Genomic DNA, 12963 nt, shown 5'->3' with positions numbered 1-12963 from the left:
GATGGCGATCAGCAGCATCAACTATTCTTCGTCGATCCTCGGCGCGCAGATCCGCAACATCAATCAGCAGCTCACCGACCTCTCGACGCAGCTCTCGACCGGCAAGCTGTCGCAGAACTATGCCGGCATGGGGACGAACGAGGGCTTTGCGATCGCCGGGCGCGCGCAGCTCTCCAACATCGCCGGCTATACCGACACGATCACCAACGTCAACGTCAGCATCAACCTCGCCAACACCGCGCTGCAATCGCTGACCAAGATCCGCAGCACGGTGCAGACCGGCTCGGCCTCTACCGCGCAGGACCTCAACGTCAACGGCCAGACGATTGCCCAGAACACCGCCGCCGCCCAGTTCGGCTCGATGGTCGGTGTCCTCAACACGCAGACCGGCAGCCGCTATCTGTTCTCCGGAACGGCAGTCAATACCCAGTCGGTCGCCGATGCCGGCGACATCATTAACGGCACCACGACACAGGCCGGCTTCAAGACCGTCATGGCCGAGCGCCAGGCCGCGGACCTAGGGACCAGCGGCATGGGCCGCCTGGTGCAGACGCAGCCGACGGCAAGCTCCGTGCAGGTGTCGGAGGACGTCGCCGGATCGCCGTTCGGCCTCAAGATCAAGGCGGTGTCCTCGACGCTGACAGGCGCGACCGTCACCGGCCCGAGCGGCTCGCCGGTGTCGTTCTCGGTCGATCTCAACGGCGTCAATCCGAACAACGGCGACAAGCTCAGCATTCAGTTCACCCTGCCGGACGGCACGACCGAGCAGATCGACCTGACGGCGTCCTCGGCAACGCCGACGCCGCTCGGCAGCTTCGCGATCGATGCGAGCACGCCCGTCAACCCGAACAATACTGCTGCGAATCTCAACACGGCGCTGAACACCGCGATTCAGAAGCTCGCCAACACCTCGCTGGTGGCGGCATCGGCGATCGTTGCGGGCGACAACTTCTTCAACACCGCGAGCTCTGCGATCGGCACCCCCGTCAACAACCAGGCGGCGCCGACGGCCCCAGTCACCGGCGCGACGGCGCTGTCGGGCGCGAGCCCCTCGGACTCGATCTCGCCGGGCTTCGTCGCAGGCGATACCATCACCGTCAACGGGACTACGCTGACCTTCGTGGCCTCGGGCGCGACCGGCAACCAGCTCAATGTCACCGACAGCATCCAGACCCTGCTGAGCAAGGTCGACGCGATCACCGGGACCTCGAAGCCTTCGACGGTCCATGGCGGCTCGATCACGATCAACACCGACGATGCGGCGAGCCTCAACATCACGACGTCGAACACCGGCGCGCTGAGCGCGCTCGGGTTCAGCTCGACGCCGGTGACCGCCACGCAGCCGCCGCTGCGCGTCGGCTCCTCGCCTGCGAGCTCGGCGACCACGCTGGTGAACGGCTCGGCCAATACGGTGAAATGGTATTTGGGCAATGACGGGCCCGGCTCGGCGCGCTCGACCGCGATGGCGCGGGTCGACGATGCCGTGACGGTGCAGTACGGCGCCCAGGCGAATGAGGATGCGATCCGCCGGCAATTGCAGGCGATCGCGGTGTTCGGCACCTTCTCGACCTCGCCGACCGGGCAATATTCGGGCGGGCAGGTCTCGGCGCTCAGCCTGCGGGTGACCCAGGCGCTGACCCAGCAGCCCGGACAGCAGCGCATCGAGGACATCCAGACCGACATCGCGATGGCCCAGAACACGATGAAGGACGCGAGCACGCGCCAGACCCAGGCCAAGGCGCAGCTCCAGACCATCATTGACCAGGCGGAATCGGCTTCGCCCGACCAGGTCGCGAGCGAGATCCTGGCGTTGCAGAACGCCCTGCAGGCGTCCTACCAGGTGACCTCGAACCTGGCGCAGCTCTCGCTCGTCAAGTTCCTGTAAGGAGGCGTTAACACGCCGTTAACCATGCCTGTTTACCTCTTGGTGAGGATTGCAAGCGGGGGCGGAGCGGTCGATGTCGGACAAGTTGCAGCTGGTGGTGGCGACGCCTTGCTTCGGCGGGCAGGTGTCGAGCATCTATGCGAGCTCGATCTTCGCGCTGCAGCGGGCCGTGCACGGCATGTCCAATCTCGAGCTCAAGGTGCTCTTGCGCGACGGCGACGCGCTGATCACCCGTGCGCGGGCCAACCTGGCCGCGATGTTCCTGGACGATCCGAAGGCGACGCATTTCCTGTTCATCGATGCCGATATCGGCTTCAAGCCGGAGCAGGTGTTCCGCCTGATCGAATGCGGCGCGGACGTCGTCGCCGGCTGCTATCCGATCAAGCGGGTCAACTGGGACAAGGCCGCGCGGGCGATCCAGTCGGGTCGGGCCGACGTGCCGGCCGCCTCGCTCGACTACGTGCTCGAGATCGAGGATCCCGACCGCATCGTGGTGGTCAACGGATTCACCCGCGTGCGCTATGCCGGCACCGGCTTCCTGATGATCCGGCGTCACGTGCTGGAGGCGATGTGCCGCCACCCCGACTACGCGAACCTCCAGTTCTTCCGCGAGCATTCCCATGATGCGCTGGCGGCGAGCCGGAACCGGTTCGCGCTGTTCGAATGCATGATCGATCCGGCGACCGGCACCTATCTGTCCGAGGACTTCGCCTTCTGCAAGCGCTGGACCGATATCGGCGGCGAGATCTGGGCCGACATCCAGAGCCCGCTCGACCACGTCGGGCCGTCGGTGTTCCATGGCGACATCGCCTCGCAATTCGCAGCTGCGCCTGCGGCGGCCGATGCCGCGGCGTGAGCCTTTCGGGATGAGCGGCGGCCCATCCCCTCGGCCCGAGATGCAACGCGCCGCCGACGGCGGCTCGCGTTATCGCCTGCGCGACCTCTTCACGCCGCTCGACACGCTGCTCGTTTCCGGCGGAGATCCGCGCCTGGCGCTCGATCCCACCGGCCGCGCCAACGCCTATGGCTGCCCGGCTTCGCCGGAGCCGGAGGTGTGGAATTTCGCCTCCTCGACCGCGTCGACGATCTCGCAGGCGGCCTATGACCGCGCCGCGCTGGCGCGTGAAGAGCTGATGCACAAATGCCTGCTCGACGAGGTCGAGCTCGCTTTCGATGCACGCTGCGAGGACATGCGCCACGAGCTGCGCGGTCATCTCCAGCTCTCGCCGCGCGTCGAAGTGGTGTTCTCGCCGTCCGGCACGGACTCCCAGCTCCACGCTCTGTTCCTGGCGCGCACGATGCTCGGCGCGCGGCCGGTGACAATCGTGGTCGGCGCCGACCAGACCGGCAGCGGCACGGCCCATACTGCGCGTGGACATCATTTCAGCACCCTGACGGCGAGCGGCTTTGCGGTTCGCAAGGACGGCGAGGTCGCGGGGCTGGCCGGCGCCAGCATCTCGCTGCCGTTGCGCGCGCCGGGGGCCGGGATCGCGATGCGCACGGATGCCGATGAAGCGGTGCTGCATGCGGTCGAGGCCACGATCGCGCAAGGCGCGCCCGTGCTGCTCCAGATCATGGATTCCTCGAAGCTCGGATGGCGTGCACCGAGCGCGGCCTGCCTCGACGAGATCGCGCGGCGCTGGCCGCGCAAAGTCCAGATCGTCGTCGACGCCTGCCAGGCCCGGCTCGGCCGCCGGCGGCTGCGCTCCTATCTCGACCGCGGCTATATGGTGCTGATCACCGGCTCCAAATTCTTCGGCGGACCTGCCTTCAGCGGTGCACTGCTGGTGCCGAAGGGCCTGTCGCGGTCGCTCGATCGCGTCGAGGGGATCGCATCTGGAATCCGTGACTACGCCGGCCGCTGCGATTGGCCGATGACCTGGACGGCGCTGCGTTCGCGCTTCGAGCGCCGTCCGAATTTCGGTCAATGGCTGCGCTGGGAGGCGGCGCTGGCCGAGATCGGCAGCTACTACGGCGTGCCCGGGGCCTTCCGCGCCGGGATGCTCGCGGAGCTCGCTGCCGGCATCGACAGCATGATCGCATTGTCGCCGTCGTTGCACGCTGTTTCGGCCGCGACCCACGTGGCCGGCATCGACGACGAGGAATTCGTGCAACCGACCATCTTGCCGTTCACGCTGCTGCGCGACGGCAAGCCGGTTTGTATTGCCGAGACCGCTTCTGTTCATCGCGCGTTGGCGCGTGATGTCAGCCAAGAGATCAACGGCAGCACGGAGGACCGTCAGGTCGCCGCGCAGCGCTGCCTGATTGGCCAGCCGGTGCGGCTGGAGTGGCAGGACGAGACGCCGCAGGCCGTGCTGCGCCTCTGCGTCGGCGCGCGGCTCGTGACTGAGGCCTGGTCGCCGGACAGGGCGGAGGCGCAGCGCAACGTGCAGCACCTTCTCGACCAGATCGCCCACGTCCTGGTGAAGATCGAGCTGCTGCTCGCCGGTGGCGCAGCGGCCGTGCCGGTAAAGTCCGCGTTCGAGGTGTGAGATGCAGCATCCGGTTTCCCCGCCGATCGGCCTGACCGCGGCGAACTATGCCGACCGCATCGGCTTTGCGCAGCTGACGCGCAGGGCCTTCGAAGGCGTCGATCTGCATCCGTTGCGCGATCAGCTCGTCGCGCGCATCGCGGCGGGGACCGCGCTGGCGGGCGAGGGGCTGGACCTGTCGTTGATCACCCAGCTGCTGGGTGACAAGGATCGGGGGCTTGCGATCCAGTCCGAGGTGCTGGCCTTCCATCAATTGTTCCGAACGCCCAGCGCAGCTCCGAAGTCGGGCCTGCGCCTGCTCGCGCTTGCAGCCGACATCGACATGGGCGGCAACACGCCGATCGATTTCCTGCTCGAGGGCTCCGATGTCGAGCTGTTGACTCTCTATGTGATCAAGGGCGTCGGTTTGCCCGAGACTTTGCCGGAGCACGACGTGGCCATCGTGGTCGCGTCCGATTCCGAGGAATGCCGTGAGGCGCTTGCGCTGATCGAAGGGGCCGCGCCGCACTGGCCGCGGCCGCTGCTCAATCGCCCCGATCGCATCGGCAATCTCGATCGCGACAAGCTGTATCGGCTGCTGATGGACGTGCCCGGCCTCGACATTCCCGCGACCATCCACGCAACGCGCGCGCAATTGTCGGACCTCGCGCAGGCGCGGATCGCATGCGAGGACATCGCAGGCGAATTGCACTTTCCGATGATCGCACGGCCGCGCGGTTCGCATGCCGGCGTCGGGCTCGCGAAGCTCGACGATGCGGCGGCTCTGGCGGCCTATCTCGCCGAACGGAAAGAGCAGGACTTCTTCGTCGCACGCTTCGTCGATTATGTGAGCCCCGATGGGCTCTACCGCAAGTATCGCCTCGCCATGGTCGACGGCAAACCGTACGCGTGCCACATGGCGATCGCCGACCGTTGGGACATCTGGTATCTCAACGCCTACATGGCCTTCAGCGAAGAGAAGCGGGCCGAGGAAGCCGTCTTCATGCGCGACTTCGATCATGCTTTCGGCGAGCGCCACAGAAACGCGATCGAGGAGATGAGCCGGCGCGTCGGCCTCGATTATTTCATCGTCGATTGCGCCGAGAACGCGAACGGCGAGCTTCTTGTGTTCGAGGCCGACAACACCGCCGTCGTGCACAACATGGATTCGCCGGTCGTGTTTCCGTACAAGCCGCCGCAGATGCGCAAGATCTTTTCCGCGTTCACGGCGATGCTGTTGCGGCATGCGAAGACGGGCGCGGAGAGCGCAGCATGAACGAGATCATCCGCAATACGCAAAGCTCCGTCGCGAATACCCCGCTAGATCCGCAGGACTGGAGCGAGTTTCGCGCGTTGGCCCACCGCATGCTGGACGAGACGATCGACGGCATTGCCAACGTTCGGGCGCGCCCCGTCTGGCGGCCGATTCCCGATGACGTGCGCGCGGCCTTCAGGGCGGACGTGCCGCGCGAGGCGAGCGACCTCGCGGAGGTCTATCGCGAATTCTCCGAGCATGTTGCGCCCTATGCGACCGGCAACGTCCATCCCGGCTTCATGGGCTGGGTGCATGGCGGCGGCACCGCCGTCGGCATGCTCGCGGAGATGCTCGCGGCCGGCCTCAACGCCAATCTCGGCGGACGCGACCACATGCCGATCGAGGTGGAGCGCCAGATCGTCGACTGGATGCGCCGCCTGTTCCTCTTTCCCGAGAGCGCGAGCGGCATCTTCGTCACCGGCACGTCGATGGCCAATCTGATGGCCGTGCTGGTGGCGCGCACCACCGCGCTCGGCACGCTGGCGCGGCAGCACGGCATCGGCAATGACGGTGCGCTGCTCACGGCCTATACGTCGCAGGCAGCGCATGGCTGCATCTCGAGGGCGATGGACATTGCCGGGCTCGGCACCGATGCACTGCGCAAGATCGCAGTCGATGCCGATCATCGCATCGACGTTGCCGCATTGCGCGCACAGATCGCCGTCGATCGCGAGGTCGGCTTCAAGCCTTTCCTGGTGGTCGCATCCGCCGGTACGGTCGATATCGGGGCGATCGACGACCTCAGGGCGATCGCTGCGTTGTGCCGCGAGGAAGGAATGTGGTTTCACGTCGACGGCGCTTTCGGTGCGCTCGCAATCCTGTCGCCGGAGCTTGCGCCGCTGCTCGGCGGCATCGAGCTTGCGGATTCAATCGCACTCGACTTCCACAAATGGGGGCAGGTGCCGTATGACGCTGGCTTCCTGCTGGTGCGCGACGGCGAGCAGCATCGGCAGGCCTTCGCGCAGCCGGCGGCCTATCTGAGCCGCGAGGCGAGGGGGCTTGCGGCGGGCGCGGTCTGGCCCTGCGATCTCGGCCCTGATCTGTCGCGCGGCTTTCGTGCGCTGAAGACGTGGTTCACGCTGAAGACGTTCGGCACCGACCGGCTGGGCCGGGCAATCGCACGAAGCTGCGCGCTCGCCAAATATCTGGAGGCGCGTGTGCTGGCCGAACCACGGCTGGAATTGCTGGCACCGGTCAATCTCAACATCGTCTGCTTCCGCTATCGCAGCGGCGATGCGGTCAATCGCGAGATCGTCGCCGACGTCCAGGAGTCCGGCATCGCTGCGCCATCGAGCACGACACTGGACGGAAAGTTCGCGATCCGCGCCGCGATCGTCAATCACCGCACCGAGGAGGCGGACATCGATGCGCTGATCGCAGCCGTGCTGCAGTTCGGTGGACAGCGGAGCGGCGGAGTGATCGAGGTCGACGCGCCACCGCTCGTAGCGCAATAACTTGACGAACGTCTGAAACGACAACGGCCCCGGAGGCGATCCGGGGCCGTTGTCGTTGGCGCGAACGCCTGTATCAGGCGGCGGTGCTGACGTCGTCCTTGTCGGCTGCCGCCTTGGGATGAGTGGCCTCGAACTGGTTGCGCAGCTTCTCCTCATAGGCGATCAGCTTGCGGGCTTCCTTCAGCGCTCGGTAGAGGTCGCCGTTCAGGATGTTGTTGTTGATGCCTTCGATGATCGGCCAGGAGCTCGGCACCGCGGTGACGATGTCCCGCACCAGGTTGAAATAGGTGCCGTGCTGGGTCTGCGGATCCGGGGAGATGTACATGAGCTGGACCGCCAGATAGACGAGCTTGGCGGGTGTGTCGGCGGTCTCCGGCGTGAGGATGTCGCGCTCGCGCAGGATCGGCACGTTCTCGCCATCGATCAGGAGGCGGGCCCGCTGGTCCGTGTTGGTGATCACGGAATTGCCGACGATGATACGTTCGTGCGGTTTGAGCTCGACCTTGAGGGCCATTCCTGTTCTCCATCAACGCTTTCGTAACCGAGCGTTCGTTGCGGCCTATCAGGACGTGATTCTCGCTCGCAACTAGTTAACGAGCTGTAAATTTGAGCCATCCCCGCCAAAAAGCTCAATGCTTTCAAGGACAGGATTGGCGCGGTGGTGCTGCTAGGCGCGTCGCTTCCGAGGCCGAATCACGTGTGACCGGGCAAAAGCGCGGGTTTCATTTCATGTTTCGTTAGAGGTCTCGGCGGCACGGTCCGCCGTCGCTGGGTCCATCGCGATCCAAGCAGACGTGTAACAGTAGCGTCGTTTACCAGAAAGGTAACAGAGTCATGTCAGGCATCGTCCTCTCCGCATCGGTTCGTCAGAACCTGCTCTCCCTCCAGTCCACCGCTGATCTTCTCGCCACCACGCAGAACCGTCTGTCGACCGGCAAGAGCGTCAACTCGGCCCTGGACAATCCCACCAACTTCTTCACGGCCCAGTCGCTCGACAACCGCGCCAGCGACATCAACAACCTGCTCGACGGCATCGCCAACGGCGTGCAGGTGCTGCAGGCTGCCAACACCGGCATCACCTCGCTGCAGAAGCTGATCGACTCTGCGAAGTCGATCGCCAACCAGGCGCTGCAGACCACGGTCGGCTATTCCACCAAGTCCAACGTCTCCGCCACCATCTCCGGTGCGACGGCGGCCGACCTGCGTGGCACGACCTCCTACGCCAGCGCGACGGCGAACAGCAACGTCGTGTATAGCGGTGCGGCCGGCGGCACCACCGCGGCGACCGGCACGACCACGCTCGGCGCCACCATCGGCGTCTTCGCCAGCACGGGCGCAACGGCCGGCGACGGCACCACGGCGCTGACCGGCACGATGACCCTGATCGCCACCAACGGCACGACCGCGACCGGCCTCGCCGGCAACGCCCAGCCTGCCGACGGCGACACGCTGACCGTGAACGGCAAGACCATCACCTTCCGCAGCGGCTCGGCTCCGGGTGCGACCGGCGTTCCGACCGGCTCGGGCGTCAGCGGCAATATCGTCACCGACGGCAATGGCAACAGCACCGTCTATCTCGGCACCGCCGGCACGCCGGCAGCGACCGTCAACGACCTGTTGAGCGCGATCGATCTGGCAAGCGGCGTCAAGACGGTCTCGATCACCTCGGGTGCGGCGACGATCGCCACCAGCAACGGCCAGACCGCTTCGACCGTCGCTGCGGGCGCCGTCACGCTGAGGAGCTCGACAGGTGCGGATCTGAGCGTCACCGGCAAGGCCGATCTGCTCAAGGCTCTCGCCCTGACCACGTCGGTGGGCGGCGGCAACGCCACCGTCAACGTCAACCGCACCACCAGCGCGGCTTCGCTGGGTGCGACGATCACCGACGGCTCGACGCTGAACGTCAACGGTAAAGTCATCACCTTCAAGAATGCGCCGATCCCGGGCTCGACCGGTGCGCCGAGCATTCCGACCGGTTATGGTGCGAGCGGTAACGTCCTCACCGACGGCGCCGGCAACTCGACGGTCTATCTGCAGGGCGGTACCCTCAACGACGTCTTGAAGGCGATCGACCTCGCCACCGGCGTGCAGACCGCGACGATCGGCGCCAACGGCACCGCGACGCTCGCGACGGCCTCCGGCCAGACCAACTCGTCGATCAACGCCTCGGGCCAGCTGAAGCTGTCCACTGGCGTCAATGCCGACCTGTCGATCACCGGCACGGGCAATGCGCTGAACGCGCTCGGCCTTGCCGGCAACACCGGAACGGCGACCGCCTTCACCGCGGCGCGCACCTCCGGCATCGGCGGCATCAGCGGCAAGACCTTGACCTTCACCTCCTTCAACGGCGGCACGGCGGTCAACGTCACCTTCGGCGACGGCACCAACGGCACGGTCAAGACGCTCGATCAGCTCAACACCAAGCTGCAGGCCAACAACCTGTCGGCGACGATCGACGCCAACGGCCTGCTGACGATCTCGACCACCAACGACTACGCGTCCTCGACCATCGGTTCGAGCGCCGCGGGTGGTGCGATCGGCGGCACGCTGACCTCGTCGCTGACGTTCTCGACGGCTTCCAGCCCCGTCCAGGACGTCGTCGCGCAGACCTCGCGTGCCAACCTGGTGTCTCAGTTCAACAACATCCTGAACCAGATCGACACGACCGCGCAGGACTCCTCGTTCAACGGCGTCAACCTCTTGAACGGCGACCAGCTCAAGCTGGTGTTCGACGAGACCGGCAAGTCGAACCTCAGCATCACCGGCGTGACCTACAACTCCAAGGGTCTGGGCCTCGCCTCGCTGACCAGCGGTGTCGACTTCATCGACAACGCTGCCACCAACAAGGTGCTGACCAACCTCAACGCCGCCTCGAGCACGCTGCGCTCGCAGGCCTCGAGCCTCGGCTCGAACCTCTCGGTGGTGCAGGTCCGTCAGGACTTCAACAAGAGCCTGATCAACGTGCTGCAGACCGGCTCGTCCAACCTGACCCTGGCCGACACCAATGTTGAGGCGGCCAACAGCCAGGCGCTGTCGACCCGCCAGTCGATCGCGGTCTCCGCGCTGTCGCTGGCCAACCAGTCGCAGCAGAGCGTGCTGCAGCTGCTCCGCTAAGTCGCGGACGATATCGCAAGCAAGATCCGGCGGCGGGGCTTCGGCCCCGCCGCTTTCTTTTTGGGCCGGCGTGCGAGTGCTGCCCGGCAAGGTCGCAGCGGTGCATTCGATGCAGCCAATTGCTCACTCTCAGTTATGGTTGACAAGTCGCAAATGCCTCATCGGTGCACGGAAAAGCACCGTCCTATCATGACGATATGGGTGAGAACGCTGAGGCTCCGGATGCGCACATGGTGAATCGGTGGAGGGCCTGGCGCGACTCGCTTCATGCTTTGTTAGCCCACAACGTTCACCGTCCCGGCCATCGATTAATCCTAATCGAAGTTTTGTTGCGTTGCGTACCAGAAGGGTAACACTCAATGTCCGGTATCGTTCTCTCCGCGTCGGTTCGTCAGAACCTGCTCTCCCTCCAGTCCACCGCCGATCTTCTCGCCACCACCCAGAGCCGTCTGTCGACCGGCAAGAGCGTCAACTCGGCCCTGGACAATCCCACCAACTTCTTCACGGCCCAGTCGCTCGACAACCGCGCCAGCGACATCAACAACCTGCTCGACGGCATCGCCAACGGCGTGCAGGTGCTGCAGGCTGCCAACACCGGCATCACCTCGCTGCAGAAGCTGATCGACTCTGCGAAGTCGATCGCCAACCAGGCGCTGCAGACCACCGTCGGTTACTCCACCAAGTCCAACGTCTCGACCACGATCTCCGGTGCGACGGCGGCCGACCTGCGTGGCACGACCTCCTACGCCAGCGCGACGGCGAACAGCAACGTCGTGTATAGCGGCGCGGCCGGCGGCACCACCGCGGCGACCGGCACCACGACGCTCGGCGCCACCATCGGCGTCTTCGCCAGCACGGGCGCAACGGCCGGTGACGGCACCACGGCGCTGACCGGCACCATGACCCTGATCGCCACCAACGGCACGACCGCGACCGGCCTCGCCGGCAACGCCCAGCCTGCCGACGGCGACACGCTGACCGTGAACGGCAAGACCATCACCTTCCGCAGCGGCTCGGCTCCGGGCGCGACCGGCGTTCCGACCGGCTCGGGCGTCAGCGGCAACATCGTCACCGACGGCAACGGCAACAGCACCGTTTATCTCGGCACCGCCGGCACGCCGGCAGCGAACGTCAACGACCTGTTGAGCGCGATCGATCTGGCAAGCGGCGTCAAGACGGTCTCGATCAGCTCGGGTGCGGCGACGATCGCCACGAGCAACGGCCAGACCGCTTCGACCGTCGCTGCGGGCGCTGTCACGCTGAGGAGCTCGACAGGTGCGGATCTGAGCGTCACCGGCAAGGCCGACCTGCTCAAGGCTCTCGCCCTGACCACGTCGGTGGGCGGCGGCAACGCCACCGTCAACGTCAACCGGACCACCAGCGCGGCCTCGCTGGGTGCGACGATCACCGACGGGTCGACGTTGAACGTCAACGGTAAAGTCATCACCTTCAAGAATGCGCCGATCCCGGGCTCGACCGGTGCGCCGAGCATTCCGACCGGCTATGGTGCGAACGGTAACGTCCTCACCGACGGCGCCGGCAACTCGACCGTCTATCTGCAGGGCGGCACGCTCAACGACGTCTTGAAGGCGATCGACCTTGCCACCGGCGTGCAGACCGCGACCATCAGCGCCGCCGGCGCTGCCACGCTTGCGACGGCCTCCGGCCAGACCAACTCGTCGATCAACGCCTCGGGCCAGCTGAAGCTGTCCACTGGCGTCAATGCCGACCTGTCGATCACCGGCACGGGCAATGCGCTGAACGCGCTCGGCCTTGCCGGCAACACCGGAACGGCGACCGCCTTCACCGCGGCGCGCACCTCCGGCATCGGCGGCATCAGCGGCAAGACCTTGACCTTCACCTCCTTCAACAGCGGCACGGCGGTCAACGTCACCTTCGGCGACGGCACCAACGGCACGGTCAAGACGCTCGATCAGCTCAACACCAAGCTGCAGGCCAACAACCTGTCGGCGACGATCGACGCCAACGGCCTGCTGACGATCTCGACCACCAACGACTACGCGTCCTCGACCATCGGTTCGAGCGCCGCGGGTGGTGCGATCGGCGGCACGCTGACCTCGTCGCTGACGTTCTCGACGGCTTCCAGCCCCGTCGCGGATACGGTTGCCCAGACCTCGCGTGCCAATCTGGTGTCTCAGTTCAACAACATCCTGAACCAGATCGACTCGACCGCACAGGACTCCTCGTTCAACGGCGTCAACCTCTTGAACGGCGACCAGCTCAAGCTGGTGTTCGACGAGACTGCAAAGTCGAGCCTCAGCATCACCGGCGTGACCTACAACTCCAAGGGTCTGGGCCTCGCCTCGCTGACCAGCGGTGTCGACTTCATCGATAACGCTGCCACCAACAAGGTGCTGACCAACCTCAACGCCGCCTCGAGCACGCTGCGCTCGCAGGCCTCGAGCCTCGGCTCGAACCTGACGATCGTGCAGGTTCGTCAGGACTTCAACAAGAACCTGATCAACGTGCTGCAGACCGGCTCGTCCAACCTGACGCTGGCCGACACCAACGTCGAGGCGGCCAACAGCCAGGCGCTGTCGACCCGTCAGTCGATCGCGGTCTCCGCGCTGTCGCTGGCCAACCAGTCGCAGCAGAGCGTGCTGCAGCTGCTCCGCTAAGTCGCGGACGACATCGCAAGCAAGATCCGGCGGCGGGGCTTCGGCCCCGCCGCTTTCTTTTTGCGCAGGGCTCGGAGATTTCGAG

Annotated in this window: 8 protein-coding genes; 7 read left to right on the top strand and 1 reads right to left on the bottom strand. The window is 65.7% G+C overall.

Annotation, left to right across the window (positions count from 1 at the left end):
- Position 1: 1 nt before the first annotated feature.
- The 5 genes from N2605_RS22935 (at position 2) to N2605_RS22915 (ending at position 7125) form a co-directional block, all read left to right on the top strand.
- Positions 2-1885, top strand: a complete 1884-nt coding sequence (locus N2605_RS22935; protein ID WP_225152505.1) for a flagellar protein — start codon at positions 2-4, stop codon at positions 1883-1885.
- 73 nt (positions 1886-1958) lie between these two features.
- Positions 1959-2741, top strand: coding sequence for a hypothetical protein (locus tag N2605_RS22930; protein ID WP_057028786.1), 783 nt, complete (start codon positions 1959-1961; stop codon positions 2739-2741).
- A gap of 10 nt (positions 2742-2751) precedes the next feature.
- Positions 2752-4377, top strand: coding sequence for a hypothetical protein (locus N2605_RS22925; RefSeq protein ID WP_260343278.1), 1626 nt, complete (start codon positions 2752-2754; stop codon positions 4375-4377).
- Position 4378: 1 nt separating this feature from the next.
- Positions 4379-5632 (top strand): ATP-grasp domain-containing protein, encoded by a 1254-nt coding sequence (locus N2605_RS22920; protein WP_036046264.1) that lies wholly within the window; start codon positions 4379-4381, stop codon positions 5630-5632.
- Positions 5629-7125, top strand: coding sequence for a pyridoxal phosphate-dependent decarboxylase family protein (locus tag N2605_RS22915; RefSeq protein ID WP_260343277.1), 1497 nt, complete (start codon positions 5629-5631; stop codon positions 7123-7125). Before N2605_RS22920 ends, N2605_RS22915 begins: the two co-directional genes overlap by 4 nt.
- 73 nt (positions 7126-7198) lie before the next feature.
- Here the strand turns inward: N2605_RS22915 and flbT are convergent, their stop codons facing one another.
- On the bottom strand, positions 7199-7639 hold the full coding sequence (gene flbT, locus N2605_RS22910; protein WP_036015664.1) for a flagellar biosynthesis repressor FlbT: 441 nt from the start codon (positions 7637-7639) through the stop codon (positions 7199-7201).
- A 320-nt stretch (positions 7640-7959) separates the two neighbouring features.
- Between flbT and N2605_RS22905 the strand changes: the two genes are divergently transcribed.
- Positions 7960-10239: a DUF1522 domain-containing protein gene (locus N2605_RS22905; RefSeq protein WP_128264464.1), complete on the top strand. Its 2280-nt coding sequence runs from the start codon at positions 7960-7962 to the stop codon at positions 10237-10239.
- Between the two features lie 359 nt (positions 10240-10598).
- On the top strand, positions 10599-12878 hold the full coding sequence (locus N2605_RS22900) for a DUF1522 domain-containing protein (protein ID WP_225185480.1): 2280 nt from the start codon (positions 10599-10601) through the stop codon (positions 12876-12878).
- Positions 12879-12963 lie beyond the last annotated feature (85 nt).

Origin of the sequence: Bradyrhizobium yuanmingense (assembly GCF_025200905.1) — a bacterium.
GTDB classification, from domain to species: Bacteria; Pseudomonadota; Alphaproteobacteria; order Rhizobiales; family Xanthobacteraceae; genus Bradyrhizobium; species Bradyrhizobium yuanmingense.
The sequence above is the reverse complement of the archived record's forward strand: the minus strand, read 5'-3'. Positions and strand labels throughout refer to the sequence as shown.